Origin of the sequence: Nostoc sp. (assembly GCF_036917235.1) — a bacterium.
In the GTDB taxonomy this organism is placed as follows: Bacteria; Cyanobacteriota; Cyanobacteriia; order Cyanobacteriales; family Nostocaceae; genus Nostoc.
This window is the reverse complement of sequence record NZ_JBALDU010000104.1, coordinates 1-22,022: the sequence shown is the minus strand read 5'-3', so window position 1 is coordinate 22,022 and position 22,022 is coordinate 1. Positions and strand designations below refer to the sequence as shown.

17 protein-coding genes are annotated in these 22,022 nt (G+C 40.7%); 7 read left to right on the top strand and 10 right to left on the bottom strand.

Annotated elements, in window-relative coordinates:
- Positions 1 to 26 precede the first annotated feature (26 nt).
- A complete protein-coding gene (locus V7K44_RS29730; protein ID WP_334937148.1) occupies positions 27 to 974 on the top strand; it encodes a glycosyltransferase family 2 protein in 948 nt (315 codons plus the stop codon).
- 133 nt (positions 975 to 1,107) lie between these two features.
- Here the strand turns inward: V7K44_RS29730 and V7K44_RS29725 are convergent, their stop codons facing one another.
- Together V7K44_RS29725 and V7K44_RS29720 are read right to left on the bottom strand one after the other, a co-directional pair.
- Complete coding sequence (locus tag V7K44_RS29725) at positions 1,108 to 1,824, bottom strand: ParB N-terminal domain-containing protein (RefSeq protein WP_334937146.1); 717 nt, start codon at positions 1,822 to 1,824, stop codon at positions 1,108 to 1,110.
- Positions 1,821 to 3,200: an AAA family ATPase gene (locus V7K44_RS29720; RefSeq protein WP_334937144.1), complete on the bottom strand. Its 1,380-nt coding sequence runs from the start codon at positions 3,198 to 3,200 to the stop codon at positions 1,821 to 1,823. The genes V7K44_RS29725 and V7K44_RS29720 overlap by 4 nt, the downstream gene beginning before the upstream one ends.
- A gap of 258 nt (positions 3,201 to 3,458) precedes the next feature.
- On the opposite strand from V7K44_RS29720, the gene V7K44_RS29715 reads away from it, so the two are divergent.
- Complete coding sequence (locus tag V7K44_RS29715) at positions 3,459 to 3,830, top strand: zinc ribbon domain-containing protein (RefSeq protein WP_334937142.1); 372 nt, start codon at positions 3,459 to 3,461, stop codon at positions 3,828 to 3,830.
- 150 nt (positions 3,831 to 3,980) lie between these two features.
- On the opposite strand, the gene nblS is transcribed toward V7K44_RS29715, so the two are convergent.
- Both nblS and purD read right to left on the bottom strand, forming a co-directional pair.
- Positions 3,981 to 5,927 (bottom strand): two-component system sensor histidine kinase NblS, encoded by a 1,947-nt coding sequence (gene nblS, locus V7K44_RS29710; protein ID WP_334937140.1) that lies wholly within the window; start codon positions 5,925 to 5,927, stop codon positions 3,981 to 3,983.
- A gap of 118 nt (positions 5,928 to 6,045) precedes the next feature.
- Positions 6,046 to 7,323 (bottom strand): phosphoribosylamine--glycine ligase, encoded by a 1,278-nt coding sequence (gene purD / locus V7K44_RS29705; RefSeq protein WP_334937139.1) that lies wholly within the window; start codon positions 7,321 to 7,323, stop codon positions 6,046 to 6,048.
- 949 nt (positions 7,324 to 8,272) lie between these two features.
- Between purD and V7K44_RS29700 the strand changes: the two genes are divergently transcribed.
- Positions 8,273 to 9,232: an NAD-dependent epimerase/dehydratase family protein gene (locus tag V7K44_RS29700; RefSeq protein ID WP_334937137.1), complete on the top strand. Its 960-nt coding sequence runs from the start codon at positions 8,273 to 8,275 to the stop codon at positions 9,230 to 9,232.
- A gap of 38 nt (positions 9,233 to 9,270) precedes the next feature.
- Here V7K44_RS29700 and V7K44_RS29695 read toward each other — a convergent pair whose 3' ends face one another.
- On the bottom strand, positions 9,271 to 9,633 hold the full coding sequence (locus tag V7K44_RS29695; protein ID WP_334937135.1) for a hypothetical protein: 363 nt from the start codon (positions 9,631 to 9,633) through the stop codon (positions 9,271 to 9,273).
- A gap of 871 nt (positions 9,634 to 10,504) precedes the next feature.
- Between V7K44_RS29695 and V7K44_RS29690 the strand changes: the two genes are divergently transcribed.
- Entirely contained in the window at positions 10,505 to 11,527 is a 1,023-nt protein-coding gene (locus V7K44_RS29690; RefSeq protein ID WP_334937133.1) for a hypothetical protein, read from the top strand.
- Positions 11,528 to 11,550: 23 nt separating this feature from the next.
- Positions 11,551 to 11,904 (top strand): hypothetical protein, encoded by a 354-nt coding sequence (locus tag V7K44_RS29685; RefSeq protein WP_334937131.1) that lies wholly within the window; start codon positions 11,551 to 11,553, stop codon positions 11,902 to 11,904.
- Positions 11,905 to 12,049: 145 nt separating this feature from the next.
- Here the strand turns inward: V7K44_RS29685 and V7K44_RS29680 are convergent, their stop codons facing one another.
- The 3 genes from V7K44_RS29680 to V7K44_RS29670 form a co-directional block, all read right to left on the bottom strand.
- Entirely contained in the window at positions 12,050 to 16,009 is a 3,960-nt protein-coding gene (locus tag V7K44_RS29680; RefSeq protein ID WP_334937129.1) for a DUF2157 domain-containing protein, read from the bottom strand.
- A gap of 194 nt (positions 16,010 to 16,203) precedes the next feature.
- A complete protein-coding gene (locus tag V7K44_RS29675; protein ID WP_334937127.1) occupies positions 16,204 to 16,368 on the bottom strand; it encodes a hypothetical protein in 165 nt (54 codons plus the stop codon).
- Between the two features lie 7 nt (positions 16,369 to 16,375).
- Complete coding sequence (locus V7K44_RS29670; RefSeq protein WP_334937125.1) at positions 16,376 to 17,977, bottom strand: glycosyltransferase family 39 protein; 1,602 nt, start codon at positions 17,975 to 17,977, stop codon at positions 16,376 to 16,378.
- A gap of 757 nt (positions 17,978 to 18,734) precedes the next feature.
- On the opposite strand from V7K44_RS29670, the gene V7K44_RS29665 reads away from it, so the two are divergent.
- Both V7K44_RS29665 and modA read left to right on the top strand, forming a co-directional pair.
- Entirely contained in the window at positions 18,735 to 19,703 is a 969-nt protein-coding gene (locus tag V7K44_RS29665; RefSeq protein ID WP_334937123.1) for a TauD/TfdA dioxygenase family protein, read from the top strand.
- Between the two features lie 164 nt (positions 19,704 to 19,867).
- Positions 19,868 to 20,662 carry a molybdate ABC transporter substrate-binding protein gene (gene modA, locus V7K44_RS29660; RefSeq protein ID WP_334937121.1) on the top strand — a complete coding sequence of 265 codons (795 nt, stop codon included), beginning with the start codon at positions 19,868 to 19,870 and terminating at the stop codon, positions 20,660 to 20,662.
- A gap of 257 nt (positions 20,663 to 20,919) precedes the next feature.
- On the opposite strand, the gene V7K44_RS29655 is transcribed toward modA, so the two are convergent.
- Together V7K44_RS29655 and sipA are read right to left on the bottom strand one after the other, a co-directional pair.
- A complete protein-coding gene (locus tag V7K44_RS29655) occupies positions 20,920 to 21,477 on the bottom strand; it encodes a peroxiredoxin (protein WP_334937340.1) in 558 nt (185 codons plus the stop codon).
- A 57-nt stretch (positions 21,478 to 21,534) separates the two neighbouring features.
- Positions 21,535 to 21,777: a regulatory protein SipA gene (gene sipA, locus V7K44_RS29650; RefSeq protein WP_334937119.1), complete on the bottom strand. Its 243-nt coding sequence runs from the start codon at positions 21,775 to 21,777 to the stop codon at positions 21,535 to 21,537.
- Positions 21,778 to 22,022 lie beyond the last annotated feature (245 nt).

The following is a 22,022-nucleotide window of genomic DNA, read 5'->3' as shown; positions in this document are numbered from 1 at the left end:
GCAATGTCCACTCTCATCTTGCAAAAATGCCTAAAGTTAGTGTTTCCATTCCCACGTTTAATCGAGTTAATTTACTGCCTTTCGCAATTGACAGTGTACTCAATCAGTCTGAGCAAGACTTTGAGCTAATTATTTGTGATGACGGTTCTAGCGATCGCACACCCGAATTGATGTCACAATACAGAGACAATCGGATTAAATATATCCGTCATCAGCAAAATATTGGTAAAAGTAATAATATGCGCTCTGGCTTTGATACTGCCAGTGGTGAATATTTCATTAAATTTGATGATGACGACCGGCTAACACCGGATTTTCTTGCAAGTACAGCAGCGATTCTTGCTCAAGACTCTAGCATTGATTTTGTTGGTACAGACCATTGGATAATTGATATTAACAATGTGCGGGATGAGGCAAAAACTCAAGAAAATTCTCATCGCTGGGGTAGGAAGAATTTACCAGCAGGTGTTGTAAATAATTTGTTGGAAGTTGTATTTATTCAGCAAAGCTTTCAAGTTGGGGCGACATTATTTCGCCGTAAAACCTTGCAAGAATTAGGATATATGCAGCCAAATCTGCAAAATTGCGAGGATAATGATTTATTTGTGCGTCTGGCTTTGGCTGGAAAAAAGGGCTATTATTTACCAGAATTATTGATGGAATATCGCTACCATGCAGAGCAGCAAGGTATCAATCGAGCTATTCCTTATTTATTTGATAAAATTCAGTATTTAGAAAATTATAAGTTTGAGTCTGAGAAATTAGAGAAAGTTAGGAAAAATCGTTTAACTGAAACGCAATTATTATTAGGTTTGCGTTTAATTGAAAAGGGTGAAACGCAAAGAGGCAGAGAGCTAGTTTTAGCAGGACAGTCTTTTTCGACTGCTAAAGCTTGGACTGGCTTAGGATTATCGTTGTTACCAGTTGGGTTGCGAGGTAAGGCGTTTAATGCACTGCGACAGATGCAGGGTTAGAGATTGACATATTATGCAACTTACTTTTGACGTTATTTGGAAAAGCTGTGTAGGTTGGGTTGAGGAACGAAACCCAACATTAAGCGTTAATTGTTGGGTTTCACTTCGTTCAACCCAACCTACTAGCTAACTACTAATTTCTTGACCACTCATCAATGATAGTCAAAATTGTTTTATCACCCAAGTTTTTAACAGATTTTACTACATCACGATAATCTTCAAACTCTTGCTTTGGCTTCTTATGTCGAGCATCTTCTATAGCTTTCGCAAGTTTTTCCGCCCCAGAAATCCTAGAGCGTTGTAACTTTATAGATAACTCGTCTTTATCTAAAGTGTTCAATAAAGTAAGCGGATTACTCTGTTCACCCTTTTGGGGAATAAGGTTCTCAAGTTGCTTGAACTGACTATCTATTCTTTGTCTTTCTTGTATAAATTCTGACTTAAACTCATTAAATTGCTTCTCAAGACGTAATTCTAAATTTGCTAGACGTGGTTCTAACTTTGTTGTTTCAGGTTTTGGTACTACTGGTTTGGTAGAAGAATCAATTCCTTTAAGAGATGCAACTTGTTTTACTACTAAATCCTCTAATTTTGGAGCAATGACAAAAGCATTAACCATCTCACCTTGTCGAGGATTTTTTTCTCTTGCCCTGACAGCAGCATAATATTCAAAATGTCCATCAATAACTGTATAGCTCTCTACTCCTGTCACTTTCACAACCAATGGTCTGATAATTCCTCCAGTTTCTATAATTATGTCTGCCAAGTTTTCTAAATCAGATTCTGCAAAATTTGAACGAGGTTCATTAGAAGTAATACTTTTTACATCCACCAAAGAAAAATTAATCATGAATCAACCCCCATTTTTCGGATAACTTCATCTGCCAATACATTAAATTCTTCAGCAGAAATTTGAGCAGAAGTTTTTAATTCGGCAAATTTAATAATAGATTTAGGGTCAGGATATTCTAAATCTCCAACTAGGATAGTCTGATTCATACATTCTGATAGCGCTGTTCTATCATAAATTACAGCTTCCATAAGTGGCAGTTGATAGCGCTCTGAAATTACTTCTCTCTGTTTGGGGAAATTGTATTGTAAAAATTTAGCATTTGTTGAAATTTTAGAAGCAAGAACACCCATTATACTAATAGGCGGTTTACCCATCATTTCTCTGGATTCATTAATTTGATTAACGAAATTTTTTACGGTTGGTAAACCTTGGTTAGCAAATGGTTTCAAATCCGATGGAATTATCAGGTAATCAGTAGCAATCAGTGCAATTTCAGCATACAAATCTCTAGAAGGTGGAGTATCAATAATTACAATATCATAGTTGTTTTCTACCCTTTTTAATTTTGTTACTAGCCTGCTTCTACTAGCTAATATTTTATTCAGTTTATCCTGAGACTCAATCAATGTGATATGTGAAGGAATAATATCAATTTCTGGATTATTGAAATAATCAGATGTACGCACTACTTCTGGAATAAAGTTAAAATCTCCTGATTCTAATAAATGATATACGTTTCGCTCTCTTAAATTATCATCTTCTTCAAATTGAAATTTAATTAATCCTGCCGCAAAAGTAGTATTTGCCTGAGAATCTATATCAATCAAAAGTACTCTTTTACCTTTCTTACGTAATGCTGCTGCAATATTGACTGCAACAGTGGTCTTACCAACGCCGCCTTTATTGTGGTAGATTGCAATCGTTTTCATTGAATGTTCTCTCTTGGTTTCAAAATTTAAATTATTTTTGATTTGGACTTCTGCCTTATCTACTAACTGTCCTTCTTTTAGACTCTCTCTACCAATTAAACTTTTAATTTTATCTAACTGTATCTCAACTTCCTTTCCAGAACATTGAAATACTAGTTGAATATCGTATTGCAATTTTTGATAAATTCTAATCTCTTTGCCGTTAGTCAACAATCCATACCTGACATTCAAGCTGGTTAAATAATGCCTGAGTCGAAGAACATGATTATTTAAGTTTTGTTTGGGATGCTTTGCTTCCATGACAACACTCAGCGGTGAGTTGGCATCTAAGACAAAGGGAATCACTTGTGCGGCAAATGCTAAAAAATCTAAGCGAATGCTACCAATGGCAACCTCTTGATGCCAGGTGTCAGGAGTATAACCTAGCTGCGGTAGCAAATATTGGACTATGAGTTTGCTTTCAACTTCGCTTTCGTTACGGCACAGCTCAGGATTAAAAGGCAATATTTTTCTACCTCTAATTAATTATTGGACTTGGGACAAAACCTGATATTTGCTAGATTATGGCATAGCCTTAATTATGTTGAGTGATAGAAATCACTTAGAAAATATAAAAAATCATTAGCAAATTAGTACTTATGCTGATAAAATAACCAATTCTGTGAGCTAGCCATATTCAAAATCAACAGGCTACGTATGTATTTCCCTATTATCCCTGTAAATGGCTAGAATCAAAGTGTTTACCTATTTGCGCTAAAGGTTTTGGCTACTGTATCTTGTCCCCACTGCCATCAGCTTGTTGATAGTCAAGCTATTAGTTGTCCCTATTGTCGGACTACACTCAAAGCTTACGGTCATCCCGGTATTCCATTGCACCGCGCCGCTGGGGATGGGTATCTGTGCGACACCTGCACCTATCACGCTGATGATACTTGCAATTTTCCTAAACGTCCCTACGCCAAAGACTGTACCCTCTACCAAAGTATTGAAGAGACAAAATTAGAGTTGGAACAGCACCGTTACACTAACAGTTTTGCAGTAAGTGTGAAAAGTTGGGTAAAACGCAATCAGGCTTTGCTGTTGCTATTAGGTTTATTATTTATCTGCTTGTTGTTCGTTATATTAAGGTCTTGATTATAGCGGTTTTCAATCGCATAGAATACAGACCTAACCCCCAGCCCCTTCCCTACAAGGGAAGGGGAGTAAGATTCAAAGCCTCTCTCCTTTTAGGAGAGAGGTTTGGAGGGAGGTCAAAAATAACAAACAATGACCAATCCCTTATCTTCAAGCTGTGATGATTTTGGATGCTTCTGCTATAGATTCAACTTGTATCAGTGGCGCTTTTTCTTCAAAGGTGGCTAAGTCGAACCAAAAAGTGGTGCCAATGCCGACTTCACTCACTAGATGGACTTTAGTACGATGTCTGTCGATGATATTTCTGACAATTGATAAACCTAAACCCGTACCTTCTAAGGTGTGAACTCGGTTCTCTACGCGAAAGAAGCGTTCAAAAATTGAGTGTTGATCTTCTATGGCGATGCCAATTCCAGTATCGGAAATTTCAATCCGCACTGGAGCAGATTCGGTGTGACTCGGTTTGAAATCTAGTTGATAGGCGCGGATTGCTACTTTACCACCGGCTTTGGTGAATTTAAGGGCATTACCAATCAGGTTGCCAAACACTTGTACTAACAGATCGTAATTACCTAATACTAGGGGCAAATTAGGGTCAACTTCCTGAACAAGTTCAACTTCTTTATCTTTGGCATTGAGTTGGTAAGTACGCAGGGTTTGCTCGATCGCTTGGGCTAAATCTACGCCATCAAAGCTGTAGCTGCGACCAGATTCGAGTTTTGACAAATCCAAAACATCATTAACTAGGCGGGTTAGGCGATCGGTTTCATGGTTGACTGTTTGCAGAAACTCTTGCCGTTCTTGTAAAGCTAAGTCTTCGCCGTAGTCGTGCAGGGTTTCAATATAAGTTTTAATGTTGAATAGAGGCGTTCGCAGTTCGTGAGAAACGTTGCTGATAAATTGACTTTTTGCATCGTTTAGTTCGACTTCACGGGTTATATCTTGAATAGTAATCGCAATGCCTTTGATGCTTTCCCTTTGCAGGTTGAGTACTGTAGTCAAGAGAATGCGGATCGTCCGCGGGGCGGGTTGGTTAATAAAAATTCGGAATTCGGCGCTTTCACATTCCCCTGCTGCCATTTCGTACAAGGGACGAGTAATTTCGCTTTGTACTGATTGTGGCAAGTGGTGTAAGACATTGCAACCTACCACATTAGCAGCTTCCCAGCCAAAAATTCGCTTTGCTGTGGGGTTGACTAAAATCACCTGCATGTTGTTATCAATCAACACGGCACCATCTGCGATCGTGGAAACTAGGGTTTCTAGTTTGGCTTTTTCTGCGGTTAGTTCCTCAATATTCTGTTCTTCATAGCGCTCTAATCGCTCTGCCATTTCATTAAAGCTTAAAATTAACTCCCCCAGTTCGCCCCCTAAAGGTAAATTAATGCGCTGCTTAAAATTCCCGGTAGCAATTTGCTTTACCCCCACTAGCAGTTCTTTTATGGGCTTGGTGATGGTCAAGGCGTTAATCACTCCGGCCAAAATCACCATTACCCAAATTGTGATAAAAACGGCAATGGTGACATCGCGGGTAAAATTGGTGGAGATAATAGCGGTCTGATTGGGGTTGATCCCGATCGCTAATACACCTAAGTATTTTTTATTGACGATTAGGGGAATAAATACATCGGTGACTATCCCATCTGGGGTTGGGTGTTGCCGCACCATCGGCTTTTCGCCATCACCAGGGTAATCTTCTGGCAATTGTATCCGGCGTTTAATGGTAAGGGAGTTTTTTACCTCAGCTTCCCAAAAAGGAATGCCAAAAAAGATTTCCCCGTTTTCATCGGCATAAAGCATATAACGCACGCTAGAGGTGCTGCTATAGAAGCGTTGGGAAAATTGGGCAACCTCGGTGAGATTATTGTCCGCGACTAAGGGGGCAACGTTGGCAGCAAGCAGCAGCCCCAAATCACGACCAAAGCGGGTGTCATTCATCCGCGCATCTTGCTGAATTGTATTCACAGCCCAGAATGTCAGACCACTCATCACCAACGAAACTACCATTGTGGCCACAGCTAGCAGTTTAGTCTGGAGTGTGAACTCCGACCACCAACTTGCGATCGCATCTCGAATTGTTTTTAACAGACTTAGCATCTTAAATAAAGTTGTTAGTAGTCTTTGTTATAAAGCCCAACAACTTAAAAATTAACAGTTAATTTGACAAATATGCTAGGGAAAGAGGGAATGGGGCATTGGGCATGGTGAATAACTCCTAACTTCTAACTCTATAACCGATATCTCTCCGGTAATATATCCCCTCAAACTGAATATGTTTGATACTAGCGTAGGCTTGAGCGATCGCAAGCTCAAAATTTTCTCCGATTCCTGTCACATTTAATACTCGACCCCCATCTGTGAGTATTTCTTGTTGCTGGTTCAACTTTGTACCTGCATGAAATACAGTTGCTCCTGCTGCCTCTGCTTCCTCAATGCCAGTAATCACCTGGCCCTTCTCATATTCTCCTGGATAACCACCGGAAGCGGCAACCACAGTGGCAGATGCTCCCCCTTTCCAAGCAATGGGCGGCAATTCACTTAAGCGCTGCTGTACACAGGCTAGAATCAACTCTTCTAGGGGTGTTTCTAACAGTGGCAAAATCACCTGGGTTTCGGGATCGCCAAAGCGACAGTTAAATTCCAAAACTTTCAAGTCGCCATCGGGTGCAATCATTAACCCAGCATACAGCACGCCTCGATAATCAATGCCTTTAGCTCGTAAGGTGGCGATCGCTCTTTCTAACACTTCTGTTTGAATGCGTGCCATCAACTCTGGTGTAGCAATGGGTGCTGGGCTGTATGCTCCCATCCCGCCAGTATTTTCGCCTGTATCGCCCTCACCAATTCGTTTATGATCTTGGGCTGGCAACAAGGGTCTAATTGTTAACCCATCAGTCAATGCTAAAACTGACACCTCTTGCCCAATCAAACATTCTTCAACGACGACAAATTCACCAGCACTGCCAAATTGTCCTTGAAAAATTGCATCAATGGCACTTTCTGCCTGTGTAATTGTTTCAGCTACCGTTACACCCTTACCAGCCGCCAAGCCATCAGCTTTAACAACAATTGGCGCTCCCTGAGATTTGACGTAAGATTTTGCTGCCGCAGCTTCCGTAAATACCGCAGATCGTGCCGTCGAAATCCCTGCTTCTTGCATCAAAGCTTTTGCCCAAGCCTTACTCGCCTCAATTTGCGCTCCGGCTCTGACTGGGCCAAATACCATCAATCCTTTATCTTGGAGGTAATCTGTGATTCCTTTAGATAAGGGGACTTCTGGCCCAACTATCACCAGAGTTATGCCATGTTCTAGAGCATATCGGCTCATTCCCTCAAAATCATCTACTGCTAAAGACAAGTTTTGGCAACGTTCCATACTTGCCGTGCCCCCATTCCCTGGTACACAGACAACTTGCTCAATTTGCTTAGATTGCAACAGTTTCCATGCCAGAGCGTGTTCGCGCCCCCCATTACCGACAACTAAAACTTTCACTGATTTCCTCGTGCGTCCCTTGCAAGATGAGAATACCTTAACTGCTCTCGCGGATCAATTTTTTCATCAATTCTCACACTTATGCAAGTTTCTGATGATTTAGTATACCTCTTGTAAAAGTCCGCTAAGATTCCACTCCCAGCCCCTCGCCGCCTACGTGTACACAAGTGGAATTACCCCCCTTAAATCCCCCCGATGTTTTGGAGGGAACTAGATTTCTTGTTTCCCTTCCCTTTATAAAGCTACAGTGTACACACAAGTCTTTGAGAGTTGCCTTACAGCGTTTAGATCCCCCCTAACCCCCCTTAAAAAAGGGGGAACCGGAGTCAAAGTCCCCCTTTTTAAGGGGAGCCACTGCGGTCTTCTCCCTTGGCGCTAGCCTCTCCCTTTGGGAGAAGGGGAGACGCCAAGGGCGATAGCGCAGCGTTAGCGAGTCTGCGTTCGCTTTTAGTGTCTCGTAGAGAGCGTCTGGGGTCTCCCCAAGTGAAGCAAGTGGCGTGGATTTAGGGGGATCTTCAAGGATTTTGGTTTTATACAAAGATGTGTATACACCGTAGCCTTTATAAGGGGAGGGTTAGGGTGGGGTAAAACCTTGGTTAATCACCTATTCTAGACTTGTGTATACACCGTAGCCAAGGCGGGTGGAATTCTTTTATTTATGCATCACTTTAATTATTTGATCTGCTGACCTATTTTAGTTGTTGAATTCCAACTGCATTTATTTTAAAAATAAAATTTCACTAATTATTAAAATTTTAATTGTTATTATGAATAATTACTAAATCAAGTTGATAACACATTTTCAGCATCAGCGTATTAGTTTAATTATCTTTTTTCCTGATACAATCCAACCTATCTATAAAAAAATCCTCAATCAATAACCAATTTTTGATTATAATTATTAACTTGTGAATATAGCGATTAATCAGGATATAACAAAATCGGCAACATGGCTAAAATTATCGTTACTGGAGCCGCAGGCTTTATTGGTTCTCAGCTTGCAGAAACATTGCTAGAACAAGGAGAAGAAGTAATCGGGATTGATGAATTCAATGATTATTACAATCCGATGTTAAAGCGTAACAATGTTGCACATTTACATCGCTCACCTGGCTTTACATTAATTGAAGGAGATATGCAGTTTTTAGATTGGCAAAAACTCTTAAAAGATGTTGATGTAGTTTACCATCAAGCAGCACAAGCAGGGGTTAGAGCAAGCTGGGGTAAAACTTTTCGAGGTTATACAGAACGGAATATTAACGCTACACAAGTTTTGCTGGAAGCAGCTAAAGATGCTAAACACCTAAAAAGATTAGTGTTTGCCTCTTCATCTAGTGTATATGGTGATGCAGAAACATTACCTACCCATGAGAGAATTTGTCCTCAACCAGTTTCTCCTTACGGCATTACAAAGCTAGCAGCAGAATTTTTGTGTGAACTGTATTACAAAAACTTTGGTGTGCCCTGTGTGACATTGCGCTATTTCACAGTTTATGGACCCAAACAGCGCCCAGATATGGCATTTTATAAGTTTTTTCAATCCATTTTGCACGATGAGGCAATTCCTATTTACGGCGATGGCCAGCAAACGCGGGAGTTTACGTTTGTTAGTGATATTGTCGCCGCTAATTTAGCCGCCGCCACCGCACCTCAAGCAGTGGGAGAAATCTTTAATATCGGTGGTGGTAGTAGGGTGGTTTTGGCAGAAGTCTTAGATACGATTGAAGAAATTGTTGGGAAGCCAATCCAAAGAAACCATATAGAAAAAGCGATGGGAGACGCACGTCACACTGCTGCTGATGTATCTAAAGCCCACAAAATTCTTGGATATCAGCCGCAAGTATCTCTAAAAGAGGGTTTGACGCGGGAATGGGAGTGGGTGAAATCTTTGTATTCCCTATCTTCCTAATTTTCCTCATTTTCTTTATCTGTTTAACCGTTTTGTCCTTAGCTGGTAGTCAAAACAACACCTTGGCGCACAGCACGCTTGCGATTGCTTTTACGAGTACCCCCAGCCATCTGATATTGGTGGCTATTTTTACCAAACTTATGAGCAACACCAAGCAAAATTTTTTCAGAATAATCTGCTAAATCTTGTTCATTTTCAATAATTTGGGTTAGTAAAACATCAATAGTAGAGAGAGTAGTATTGTAGGCTTCTAGAGATTGACGGAGATTTTCAATTTTGTCAGTATAATCTTTAACTGTTAAACTGTCTCCTACATCTAGAGTAGGATTAATAGATTTAATACTCGCCAAGCGCATCTCAGCTTTGCTAAGAATACGTGAATCGCGTTTTGGTCTTGCCATTAATACTCCTTTATCTGAAAAATAACCTAAATTTTGAGTAATTCTATAGTGGACAATTTTTTAAAAGGTTGTCCTGCGTAAAATTGTTGATTTTTGTTAAAAAGACTAAAATTTGTCTCATTTTACCAATTCTTGTGTCTCTCATAACCGCAGTAGCTACACAAGGAGCAGCTAGGGACGAGTTTATAAAAAATTTGGATGTGTTAGAAATCCGTAGAGTGAACCTGTTTTTATTTTTTTCTCACTCAGGACTCAGTTAAGTTAAGGCAAAAGTTGCTACAGCAAAAGCGGAAGTTCTTACAGGGAAGACAGAAGTTCTTACAGACTGCGCAAAACACCGAAACGTCAAGGCGGAAGTTCTTACAGACTGCGCAAAACACCGAAACGTCAAGGCGGAAGTTCTTACAGGGAAGGCGGAAGTTGCTACAGACTGCGCGAAATACTGAAACGTCAAGACGGAAGTTCTTGCAGGGAAGGCAGAAGTTGCTACAGACTGCGCAAAACACTGAAACGTCAACCCTGGAGCAATATTTTTTGATGGATACTAAATCCCGGATTTCTCACAAACTCTGAAAGTGTTGAGTTTCGTTCCTCAACCCAACCAACACTAAAGTGATTTTTTAGTGTCACAATAACAAAAATAATTTAAAGATAGCGAATGGTGAGGCGATCGCTTTGTGAGTTTATCCATCTCAGCAACGCCAAAATTTTTATTAATAATTTATCGGAAACCTAAATACCTTCCTTTGAAAGAAAGATAGAAGAGGGCATAAAAGCATTCTCGTGTTTGAGATTGGTTTCATCAAAGGCATTGAGTTTAGAAAAAAACCTCTAACGCGATCGCAAAATTCCGAAATTGACTAATTGGGGAGTGGAGAAAGAAACAACAGCGATTTTACTAATAGCGCCAGGGAGCTTAGTCCCTGAGAATTTTTTACTTAACTTCCTAATTTTCAAACATCTTATTATACGTTTTATGTTTAGAGAGGAGATTACTATCAAATATAAATTTGTTATTAGAGCATCAATCATTTCTTTTATTGGAGCTTCATTAGTTGCCTGTGGTGCTTCTCTAAGAGAATATAAAAAATTTGCCAACGCTGGACAAGAATATGCAGCTGCACTAGATACTTTATTAGTTACATCAGGAAACTATGCTGTTGATGCAAATTCGGAAAAGTTGCTGCGTAACCGTGTAGAAGATACAGTCAAAGATCGCGAACTGGAGAATGAGCAAAATTATATCAAAATTACTAAACAAGATAAGCAATGGCTTATGTTAATTGGACGAATGCGCCAGCATACCGATCTACTCCAACGCTATTTTATTGCTTTAGAAAATCTAGCAACTTCCGATGCTCCAACACAAGCGCAAGAAGTTACTGAGGATATTTTCACTCAATTAAATAATGTCAGCACTAATATTCAAGGTAATCCTCTTGTCTCTGACAGAATTGGCTCTGCTTTATCTGAAATTCCTAAAATGATATTGAGTAATAAAATTAAAGGTGCGTTGAGAAAAGAATTAGAGCAGAGGAAAGAAACTATTTATCGAGAGCTTGCTATTCAGGAATCAGTGCTTGAACTTCTTACTATTCAACTACAAAGTAGTTTAACAACCATTCAAGAAAATCAGGAAGATCGTTTACTGTTAAGGCCTTATACGGCTACCGATTCAATTAGCGAAGCTGACGAATGGATAGAAAAACGGCGGAATATTTTGACAATGACACTTTCGATAGAAGCTTTGAATAATGCTAGTGAATCAGCCAAAGACTTCAAAGAAGCTTTTAAGCTTCTCCTAGAAGATAAATTTACCATTGCACGTGCTAATGAACTTTTATCTGATATCAATTCCCTAGTTAATGTAGCTGAAGAAATCAAAAATAACTAATAAACCAAAGGAAAATTAAGTTTATGTCAGAGATAGCATTCAATATTGATAGCAATAAAAAGTTAGCATTTCTTAAAAAGATTAGCGCTATAGAGAAAAATTTATATCAAGCTGGTATTGAAAGTAAATTTACCGATCCAAAGCAAAAAGAAAAATTTAAAGAGTATCGTAGCAAATGGACGAGCTTTGTCAACGCAGTCAATATAAATACTGCTACTGTTCTGGTCAACAAACTGGAGCAAAATGATAAAGGTTTTGAAGATGGCATTAAAGCGATAAATCAAGAAATTCAGGAAATAAATGATACTGTAGGTTTCTTAGAAATTTTGAGTCGGACGATTGATATATTTGATAATATTGTTCGTTTGGGAATTTGACAGGGCTACGGTGTACACACAAGTCTGAAATAGCTGATTAGCCAGGGTTTTACTCCACCCTAACCCTCCCCGTATGTATTGGTGAGATTAAGGGGGATAATTCGACTTGCGATCGCCTGTCTAATTAGTTTAATCCTTAGCTTACCTATTCCCATGATTGAAATTCATCAATGGCGCTACGAATTAAGGAAGTTATTTGAGCGCGACGGGTTTCAAAGTTGGCGGCAATATAAATCAATAAAATGCCAACTAGCAAGCCAACAACCCATTTTAAAAAGGAATACTGCAAGCTGAAAATTACTGATTGATAGATTGTAGTAATTAAAAAAGTGGCTGTACCAATGTAGAGAAAAGCCCGTACTCGCAAAGCTAATCCAGCAAAAATGGCGATGAGACTGAAAATCCCCGGTATCCAAGCTGTATTTTGATTAAATAAAATTGCCCAGCCACAAATTAAACCACTACCTAGCACTCTCAGAAAATGACGAGATGTTTTGTACTCTGGTAACTTCAGTTGGGTATCCACTTGAGCAATATAAAGCAGTGATAACCCAATTGGTGTTACATACCACAAAGCATCAGTTAGGCGTAAGGAATCAAACCAGCGGTAAAGTGCCCAATCAATCAACGCCACACTAATATAGGTGAAACGGATGTTTTCACCCACTTTTGCTAAAAAGATGTAAAATCCAGCTGCAAATACTAAGGTAATGGGGTAAGTTTGCAGTCTGGTTTCCCATAAAATTATCAGAGGTATGATGTATGCAGCTTGTTGCCAAGGTCTTTTAGACCAACCCCAACTTTCCCAAGGTAGGATGTACAGAAAGTAGGCTACCACACAAGCGATCGCACCATTCCAAGGAACTAATGGCCCAGCCCAAAATCGCCCTACTGCTGTCTCCCGCCAATAAATCCTCATCCCGGCTACCTCTAATAAACCAAGGTAAACCCACATCTCGGCGATTGTAATTCCTCCCAAGATGCTGGGGGAAGTGCGTGAATTTCGTCCCTGAAAGACGGCATAGCGAATCAAAAATACCCCAGTTCCCAATCCCACCAAACGGTTAACTGCAATGGGAAGAGGAATGGCAGCCATTAATAAACAGCTACTCCAAACCCAGTGAATATGGGCAATTCTTTTCAATTCTTGAGGAGTTAGGCGTAAGTAGCTGACTAGCCTTGGCGACAGAATGCGGTAAGCATACATAATACTCGCACCAAGGGTAGACATGGCAATTAACCCATCACCTAATGCTCCTCCTGAAGCTTGTGACATCTGATAGAACAAAAGTTCATAAGCAGAAATTGATACGCCAATAATTCCTAAATACAACAAGGGTTTGAAGCTCTCGTGCCGTCGCCCGACGCCGATAATAATTAAAGCTACACCCAAGGAATACAAACCTGTCCACTCGGTGAAGGTGTTAAAACGCAGCAACACACTGAATGCACCATAAATTAATGGCAAAATATGAAGGCTGCTAGGAAACCTTTCTAATTGATGTCGTCGTCGCCACCACTCGCCGACAAGTTGAGTAATTAAACCCAAGGCGATGTTTGCGATCGCTATTTTAACAATTGAGCGTTCCCCCAACCCTAGCACTTGGGTAATCAACAATTCCAAACACCAACCAATCCCATAAAATGCCCAATTTGTCGGTTCTTGCCAACTGCGATAAACAATGGCTGTCAAGGCGATCGCAGTGGCAATTAAGAACAAAAATCCTGAAGTCGTAAACCCTTGGTAAATCAGCACTGAGTGCAGCGTCAAACTTAATAATTCAACACTACATAAAGCGATCGCCCATTTATCGCTAGCGGCTGCATAGATAACTGCTAATTCGTTACCGCGTCGGCTAAAAACAGTCCGCGCTAACCATAGACTTAGAGTTGCGATCGCTCCTACAATAAACCAACCTGCTACCGCTAGGCGAGGTAAACCAGGTACACCCGTCCACAGCAGCACGCCAATGAAGCTTAAAACAAATCCTTCTGTAATTACCGCAGATACTTGGTTTCGCAAATAGCGCGTATTTACAAACATCAATCCAGCACCTACAGCCAAACCGATTAATCTGATTTCTGGTAGTTGTAAAGTTAGTAACTGGGCAACTATTACAGCCAAGACACTCAAGTAACGGCTAGTAAGCCGCCGCTCTCTAATTGTGGCATTGGCAACACCTGTGAGAGCTAAAGGCGTAACTAGCCATAAAACTCCCCAATCAGATCGGTTATCAGTGATGCCATACCAAGATGATTCTGCATTCATCCACAAGAGGAAAAAACTCGCTGCGGCTAATCCTAAACCGATATCCCATGCGCTACGTTGCCATAGTCCTTCCTGCAAGCTAAATCGCCATTGTGCAACCATGAGAGCCAATAAAATACTTGCCCAGCATTGTTGAGTCAGGCTGGGGAATAACCAATTAATGGTAAAGCAAAACGTCAGCATCCCCATGATGTGAGTTAGGTATACCAGGGGAAGAGATGAGGGGGAGCGGCGTTGAGTAACGAATGCGAGAGTGGCGGTAGAAAATAGCAGATTTAGCGATCGCAATGGGAGATTTACGATAGCGATCGTTGTTAAAAGAGTTCCAAATAACAGGGTAAGCAGTTCGCCAAATTTAGCTAATTCTCGCTTTTGGCTGCGATACAAATTATCTGTAAGCGCCACCATCAAAATTACGTAGGGAAATAAAGCTATACCCAGTAGCGCCCAAGGTTCATTTTGAGAATTGGTGAGTTGAGTACTAGTTGCGATCGCTAATTTCTGTAAGCGATCGGGTACTAATCGCCAACCTAGCAAAATCGTCTCTAAGCCGATAACGAAAACCCCTGCAAAGTCTCGCTTTAAACTGTACCGTTGCAAGCGACTCCCCACAAACCACAAACCCAAACCACTGACAGCTATTGCTTGCCAAGGATAATTTACTACCGATACCACCCAACCCAAAAAGAGTAAAACGCCCCCAAGTCTTTCCCAGAGTAAGAGAGATGAGAAAGACTTGGGAGATGAGGGAAATATTAATGTTACTTCTCCTGCCCCTCTGCCTCCCTGCCCCTCTGCCCCCCTGCTCCCCTGCTCCCCTGCTCCCCTTCCCTGCTGTGCTAACCAAGTTATCAACCAGCCGCAAATGCCAATAGCTAACCCCAACAGTGCGACATCTACCTTGGTAACAAAAATTGCCCGCACCAACAATACTATTAAAGAATAAATAATTACAGCAGCAGGTAAGCTAATACTTAAGCTACGGCGATCGTCGCTGACAGCACGAGGCTGTTGGAAAAAATTGTGATAAACGGTAATGATAGTTGTGGCGATCGTTGCCAGATAAACAGCAATTAAGGGAAATCCTCTTAACTGCCAACCCCAATGCAGATAACTCAGCCCTAGAATATTTACCAGAGGTAATTTGCCAGTATGGAAATTGGTAAAAATAGTCCGATTTTTGGAGAGTAAGACAGTTATAGCAGTCAGGGTAGGACAGGCGATCGCAACTACAATCCAATCCACAGGATTTTGCCACAATTTGAAGCTATCCATAGCCCAAAAATTTACTGGCACTAACAAAAGAGTGGCAATCAGCAATGTCTGAGCCGTCAATCTGAGGTTATTTTGCCTAGTCGCCCAAAAGCTTAATCCCCAAAAACTCAAAGTATAAGCAAATAAAACCCCGTACTGTCCAGAAGCGGGAAACCTTGCCCATTGACTAGCAGCCAGTACCCCAGAAGATACGACTACCAGGAAAACCCCTAGAAAAAGTAGCCAACGGACACTCAGTTCTGCTCCCAAAGACTGCAACATTGTGCCGATGAAGTTGGGTTTAGCTGGTTTTTGTTGTGGTTGTTTACCGCTACTAGATTGTAAAGCTGCTATGGGCAACTGCTGCACGGGGTCGGAAGTTGCAAATACTACCTTTGCTTGAGCTTCAGCTTGAGGTTGCAACACCACCGCACATACTAGAAACTCTCGGCATAACTGCCTGACTTGGGCATCAGATATTAGACCTAAACGCAGCCATATATCCAGTCCTTCTAATAACTGAGGATGAGAAGATGGTAGTCTGATTTCAATTTTTAGCGGGCGCTCAAGGGGCGATGACATAAGCGGCAGCAGTACAAGTATATACTTAAATTATTTGTTTAATTAAAGTATATTTTTGCTCTCACTGTGCCACTTATCAAGCTAATTGATATTAATTTTTAACCCAATACAGTTTAGATAAACCCAAAACCCTGATGTAGAGACGCGATTTATCGCGTCTTTGCGATACCCCTAGATATGCTCGTATACTTGGTTTAATTAGATTTATTAGGTGGATCTAAATAAATATAAGATAGTTCGTCATTCCGTTGGCGTAAGCCTTCCCGCAGGGGTACGAAGTGTTCGCGGAGCGTCTCCAAGAGTTGCAATCGCAAAGACTGAGATTGCCACTCTTCACTTCGTTCCGCTCGCAATGACATCTTATATTTAATTGCGTCTGCTTACTTTTGTTATTTTCCAGAGATATTGGTTTACCTGCTGTAACTTTGAGTTATAAACTTTTTCAATTCCAGCTTTTAAAAAGTCAGACGGCTCGAACAAGAACAAAAATATGTCACTAAAGCCATTAGTAATCTCTGGTAACTGATTTTTTCCGACAATTTGAAATTGCACTTTTGGGTCGATTAATTCACTAAGTACTTGTAGTGGCGGAATAATATTATCATCATCACTAATTAAAAGCGGTTTCTTTCCTTGATTAATAATATTAGCAATTTGAGGATATTCTTGGTATTTATCAGGTACTTGGTTCCACCAAATCTGCGCTTGAGAGTGAACTACACAAGATACAACTTCGCCCATAATCACCAGAAAAGCTACAAGCGACCAAAACTTTTTTTGCCAAGCTTTAGTAGAAATAGACGCGATCTTAGTGGTAAATAGGTAAGCCACAGCTAACTGTATACCTAAAACTGAAGGAAGTGTATATCGACTAGTCGCGAATCGCTTTTGAAATACGAAATCTGTTATCAGTAAAGGAAGCCCTAAAGATCCAATCAAGGTTAAAATAAATAACCAAACTTCTTTAGAGGTTCTTCGACACACAACATAAATTGAGTAGCTAATTAAAGCTAAAATAATTAAAATAAAAGGAATTAAGACAAACTTCAGTTTTCCAGGTTCATTAGGACTAATACCTAAATCAAGAAAAGCGCGACTAAAGATGCCAGCCCACCTTACAACTGACATAAATAATGTTTGTTTAGTATTCGCCCAAGTGACTGCTTCTGGTTGAGGATTGGTAATAATAATCCAAATCCAAGGTATAAAACTTATAAACCCCACAAGCAATGATAGCACGTAGTAAATTGATGTTTTACTCAATCGAAAGCGTTCGATTATAACTACATAAATTCCCTGTGCAAAAGCAACCAAGGTAAAAAATAGATGAGTATAAAACCCTATTGATAATGTTGCTACATAAATGCACCAACTAACTTTTGTTTGAAGGCGCATGGCTCGTAGCAGTGCTATGCTCGACATTAAGATGGCTACTATCCCTAAACTGTACGATCGCGCTTCTTGTGCATACACAATATGAATAGGTGAAATGGCTACTAACCCAATGGCTATCCACCCGACTAGTGAAGACTCAAATAATTCTTGACATAGCCAATAAAGACAAGGAAAAGTAAGCAGACTAATAAATGCCGAAAAACTTCTGATCGCTGCTATAGAATTGCCAAAGCACTCTACCCAAAACCGGGTCATCAAGATATATAGTGGCAATATCTGTGAGTCTTCTAAAATAAGCCCTTTAATTGTATCAATTACATTTTTTTCAGGATTAGGATACTGGTATTTATGTAAATCTTCTATGCCAATCAAACGACCATCACTTAATTGCGTTTTCATTTCTGACTGCGTATAGCCAGATATGCGTAATGATGACAAAACTTCATCACCCCAATAAATTTTTTTGTCAATATTGACGAAACGAAAAAATACACCTATTACTAATAGGATGATAATTAAAAAACGTAACCAATATTTAGAAATAGTCCATTTCTGTGATAATCGTTTTTTCATGTAGTTTTAAATTTCCTCAAAGCCTTAATTAACCTTAGTAAAAAGGCAACTCATAATTTATTATTAGCAGCAGGCTAATAATAAAATCAAATTAGTATCTTGAAATAGGAGAGTGGACTAAAATTAGGATTTATTTATATAATTTACAAATTAAAAAATAAATACAAGGTATTATTTTATTTTTAACAAGTATTAATTGATTTTGCAGCTTTGACCAAAATTATACTTATAGTAAATATAATTGTTTCTTTGTCATCCTACAGTATAAATTAATCAATCAATAAAATACTGGAGTTACAAATAAAAAGATTTTATAAAGTTTAGATGAAAATATTATTATAAATACGTCTGTGAGTAGTAAAGAATACAGAGACGCTATTGTGGAATCGTTGTAAGTTCCAAAAAGACCCCTTTTTGACAAAAGCGTAAGAGTTGTACCACCTACTCTCACCTACGAATATGGTTGCCCGACGACAGTATCCGGTATCCGTAGCTTGCTTGCCACCTCCGTTAAGAAGCTTCTTAATCTGTGTTGCGAATTTTAACTTGCCCTTGCCTGGACTAAATCGACCGTTGTTCCAGCAGTCTAAAATACGGTTAGCATATACTACGGTAAATTGATAGATTTACGGTATGATATTTTAAATTGCGATCGCTTCCTTTGGTATGTAGCCATTAAGCGCAAGCAACATATCTAAAGTAAACGGACGAGTGCGAACACCGTACCGCCCTATCGATCAAACTATGGAGAATTGACATGAGCAACAAACACATTGAAGTTAAACAAGTAGCCGGTTTCATCGGTGCCGAAATTAGCGGCGTAGATTTGTCGCGTCCTTTGCATGATGATGCGGTCAAAGAAATTCGTCAAGCACTATTGAAGTGGAAAGTCGTGTTCTTTCGCGGTCAAAACATCGATCATGCGGCACAGATTGCCTTCACGGCTCGTTTCGGCGAAGTGACTTACGCGCATCCCCACGAAGATGAGCCGATTGAAGGTTTCTCAGAAATCCTGCCCATTGACCGCAGCCGTTACGAGCAGCGCAATGGTCTACGCCGTTCCAGCTACGAGAGCCGTTGGCACACCGATGTCACAGCAGTTGTCAACCCACCTGCGGCGTCAATTTTGCGTGCGGTTAATGTCCCTAGCTTCGGTGGTGACACACAGTGGACAAATTTAGTTGCAGCGTATGAGGGTCTATCAGCACCGCTACGGGCGTTGGCAGACACATTAAAAGCCGAACATCGTTTCAATGCGCGTTTGAATTTCCCCAGCAACAGCAAGATTGCCCAGCGCATCGCAGCCAATCCCCTGGTTTCAATCCACCCAGTAGTAAGGGTTCATCCTGAGACTGGTGAACGCGCATTGTACGTCAACCCTGGCTTCACCTCGCACATTCTTGACGTATCACGACAAGAGAGCGATTTGCTGCTTGAGTTATTCTTCAACCAGATTACCAAGCCCGCCTACACCACCCGTTTCCGCTGGAATAACGGTGACATTGCCTTCTGGGACAACCGCGCCACCTCCCATTTGGCCCCCCAAGACTTGGATCATCTGGAAGTCGAGCGCGTTCTCTATCGCACCACCATCACGGGCGATGTTCCAGTTGGACCCGATGGTTTCCGATCGCAAGTGGTTGAAGGTGAGGCGTTCAATAGCGAACTACCAACTGTATTGAAGAACAAAGCTGAGAAGCTAGAAGCAGTAGCAGCGCTTTCATAAGCTACAGAGTGGTAGACAAGGGCTGCGCTGTTCGTAGCCCAGTTTACCTACTGAAATTTTTATAGGCATATTTTTTACCGCTTTAGTTGGTTATAAGTTGGTATCTTTGGTACTATTTTACCTAGCATCGATTTTATGGAAGAAACCCTTCAAACGCCTTTTCTATGAAAAGAAGACAAATTTTTGGCTTCCTGGGTATAGCGATCGCTGGCTTGCTGCTAGCAATTGGTTTACCGCTGGTTCCTCCTTCTCCTGTAATAGCACAGTCGAACACCAGCATACTCGTGTCCGCAGCCGCCAGCTTAAAAGAGGCACTGGAAGAAATTAAGCCTTTGTACCAACAAAGTAAATCAAATATCAATATTAGTTATAACTTTGGGGCCTCTGGTGCATTGCAGCAACAGATTGAGCAAGGTGCGCCAGCAGATATCTTTATTTCTGCTGGCAAAAAACAAGTGGATGCTTTGGAACAAAAAGGACTATTGCTACCAGGTAGCCGTACTAACTTGGCAAATAACCGTCTAGTCTTGATTGTGGCTCAGGATGTTGTTGGCATCAATAGCTTCTACAATTTAACAGATAGTAAGATTAAAAAAATTGCGATCGGTGAACCCAGAAGCGTACCCGCCGGTCAATATGGCGAGCAAGTCTTGAAGAAATTGAAACTTTACGATCGCCTCAAGTCGAAATTTGTCTTTGCTAACAATGTGCGTCAAGTTTTAGCAGCAGTAGAAAGTGGTAACGCCGAAGCGGGTTTAGTTTATGCCACTGATGCCAAAATTTCCAACAAAGTAAAAGTCGTAGTTACTGCTGATGATAAATTTCATTCCCCAATTGTCTATCCGGTAGCAATAATTAAAAGCAGTAAAAATCCTTCTGCCGCCAAAGAATTTGTCCAGTTTCTATCTGGCAGTGAAGTCAAAACTGTACTCAGAAAATATGGGTTTATTGTGAGTTAAAATAAGGGGCTTAAGAGGTTGTGTTTGGCTGTGATTTTAAGTACTTCTATATCTCCCATAAAAAAGGGGGGAACCAGAATCAAAGTCCCCCTTATTAAGGGGAGCCACTGCGGTCTTCTCCCAAGGGGAGACGCCAAGGGCGATGGGGTCTCCCCAAGTGGAGCAAGTGGCGTGGATTTAGTGGGATATATAACGTTTTGCTACCGACAAGAGGACTTTTCAAACACCCTCTAAGCCCCTTATTGATTAATTCAAGTTCAAGAAGCTGTGGACTGTAATTTTTCTAGTCGTGCCAGCACTTCTGAACTGTGAATAGTTGGCTTGACTTTGACAAAAGTCTCGCGCAAGATGCCTTGAGGATCGATGATAAAACTGTGGCGCATAGATAAAAAGCCGAGCCACGAACCGTAAGCTTTGCTCACTGAACCATCAGTATCAGCCAACAGGGGGAATTTTAGTCCTTCTGAATCACAAAACTTGGCGTGAGAATCAATGTCATCGGCACTAACACCAATAATTTGGGTATTTTTTTCGAGGTATTGGGGCAAGTCTTGCTGAAAACGACGAGCTTCTATAGTACAACCAGACGTGAAGTCTTTAGGATAAAAGTACAGGACTAGCCATTTACCGCGCAAGTCAGAGAGGGAAATTTTGCCATCACCTGTATTGGTTGGCAAAGTAAACTCAGGTGCGGGTTGATTAATTGCCGGAAGTTTACCACCCATAGCATCAGCAGCAGGGGTAAAATTCAGCCAGCTGATGACAGAAATACAGCTGGCAAATAATATGCTTAAAAAAGTGCGGCGGGAAATCATGGTGTAAACCAGAATCACAACTTTACACAAGTTTACAATTCTTGGTTGCGAGAAATCTTATTCTAAGTGAGATTCGAGAGGGGTATCTGTGCTTTCGATGTATTGACTATCTAGGAGAAAAGCCCCCCTAGCAAAGCGAATACCCCAATATCCACCGGGTCTGCGGTCAATGACTATACCTTCTTCACCAATGTGAATGACATTGGGAGGGCGCAACATGGGCATAGGTTCAGCAGTTTTGACGTAGGCTGGTAGCGCCACAACACGGACTTTACTACCAATTGCGAATTCTTTGGACATCTTAATCAAGCTAGGAGTTTTGATTAACTCATAACTTAAAACGATCTTGAAAGTCTACTAAATTGAATCCCCAGTAGTTACTCGCTGCGAATAATACCTTGATTTCGGATTAACCAGGACTTGATTTCACCGACCTGCTCAAGAAGGTGGTCTAATTTGCGTTCGATCTCGTCGAATCCAGTAGCGATGCCTTGTGAAATTTGCACTTGGTTGCTGCGGAGGTGATTAAAATCGCGCTGCTCGTT

What these genes read in the sequence shown, in the direction of transcription:
- V7K44_RS29730 (WP_334937148.1), top strand. Translation starts at nt 27, where the DNA reads ATGCCTAAAGTTAGTGTTTCCATTCCCACGTTTAATCGAGTTAATTTA.
- V7K44_RS29685 (WP_334937131.1), top strand. Translation starts at nt 11,551, where the DNA reads ATGTCAGAGATAGCATTCAATATTGATAGCAATAAAAAGTTAGCATTT.
- modA (WP_334937121.1), top strand. Translation starts at nt 19,868, where the DNA reads ATGAAAAGAAGACAAATTTTTGGCTTCCTGGGTATAGCGATCGCTGGC.
- V7K44_RS29665 (WP_334937123.1), top strand. Translation starts at nt 18,735, where the DNA reads ATGAGCAACAAACACATTGAAGTTAAACAAGTAGCCGGTTTCATCGGT.
- V7K44_RS29680 (WP_334937129.1), bottom strand. Translation starts at nt 16,009, where the DNA reads ATGTCATCGCCCCTTGAGCGCCCGCTAAAAATTGAAATCAGACTACCA.
- V7K44_RS29670 (WP_334937125.1), bottom strand. Translation starts at nt 17,977, where the DNA reads ATGAAAAAACGATTATCACAGAAATGGACTATTTCTAAATATTGGTTA.
- V7K44_RS29700 (WP_334937137.1), top strand. Translation starts at nt 8,273, where the DNA reads ATGGCTAAAATTATCGTTACTGGAGCCGCAGGCTTTATTGGTTCTCAG.
- V7K44_RS29725 (WP_334937146.1), bottom strand. Translation starts at nt 1,824, where the DNA reads ATGATTAATTTTTCTTTGGTGGATGTAAAAAGTATTACTTCTAATGAA.
- V7K44_RS29695 (WP_334937135.1), bottom strand. Translation starts at nt 9,633, where the DNA reads ATGGCAAGACCAAAACGCGATTCACGTATTCTTAGCAAAGCTGAGATG.
- V7K44_RS29655 (WP_334937340.1), bottom strand. Translation starts at nt 21,477, where the DNA reads ATGATTTCCCGCCGCACTTTTTTAAGCATATTATTTGCCAGCTGTATT.
- V7K44_RS29675 (WP_334937127.1), bottom strand. Translation starts at nt 16,368, where the DNA reads ATGTCATTGCGAGCGGAACGAAGTGAAGAGTGGCAATCTCAGTCTTTG.
- nblS (WP_334937140.1), bottom strand. Translation starts at nt 5,927, where the DNA reads ATGCTAAGTCTGTTAAAAACAATTCGAGATGCGATCGCAAGTTGGTGG.
- sipA (WP_334937119.1), bottom strand. Translation starts at nt 21,777, where the DNA reads ATGTCCAAAGAATTCGCAATTGGTAGTAAAGTCCGTGTTGTGGCGCTA.